This window comes from Sphingobium sp. SA916, from assembly GCF_002894065.1.
GTDB classification, from domain to species: domain Bacteria; phylum Pseudomonadota; class Alphaproteobacteria; order Sphingomonadales; family Sphingomonadaceae; genus Sphingobium; species Sphingobium fuliginis.
The window spans coordinates 1-749 of the sequence record NZ_LXYF01000017.1 but is presented as its reverse complement, the minus strand read 5'-3'; the positions used below and the strand labels follow the sequence as shown (position 1 = coordinate 749).

Sequence of the window (749 nt, the reverse complement as noted above, 5' to 3'; positions counted from 1 at the left end):
CGATCACCGGGGCCAGCGACAATGCCGGTTCGATCCTAGGCGGCGTGATTTCGGGAGGGTCGACCGACGACACGACGCCGACCCTTTCCGGAACCGGTGCGGAAGCGAACGGGACCGTTTCGATCTATGACGGCAGCACCCTGCTGGGCACGGCGATGGCGGACGCTTTGGGCAATTGGAGCTTCACGCCGACCACGCCGCTGGGTGCGGGTTCGCACAGCTTCACCGTCACGGCCACGGATGCGGCGGGGAATGAGAGCGCGGCTTCAGCGGCCTATGCCTTGACCGTCGATACCGTCGCCTCCATTCCGACGATCACCGGCATGACCGACAATGCGGGTTCGGTCCTTGGCGGCGTGATCTCGGGCGGAACGACTGACGACACCACGCCCACTCTCTCCGGAACCGGCGCAGAGGCGAACGCAAGCATCTCGATCTACGACGGCAATATCCTGCTGGGTACGGCGACGGCGGATGCTTCGGGCAATTGGAGCTTCACGCCGACCACGCCGCTGGGCGAGGGCTTGCACAGCTTCACCGCCACGGCGACCGATGCGGCGGGCAATGTCAGCCTCGCTTCGGCGGCCTATGCGGTCACGATAGACCTGACCGTGCCGCCCGTGCCGACGATCACCGGGGCCAGCGACAATGCCGGTTCGATCCTAGGCGGCGTGATTTCGGGAGGGTCGACCGACGACACGACGCCGACCCTTTCCGGAACCGGTGCGGAAGCGAACGGGACCGTTTCG

1 protein-coding gene is annotated in these 749 nt (G+C 66.2%); it reads left to right on the top strand.

The annotated features are described in order from the left end of the window. The coding region (locus tag A8G00_RS24710) for an Ig-like domain-containing protein (RefSeq protein ID WP_253257915.1) at nucleotides 1-749 on the top strand (749 nt) is incomplete at both ends.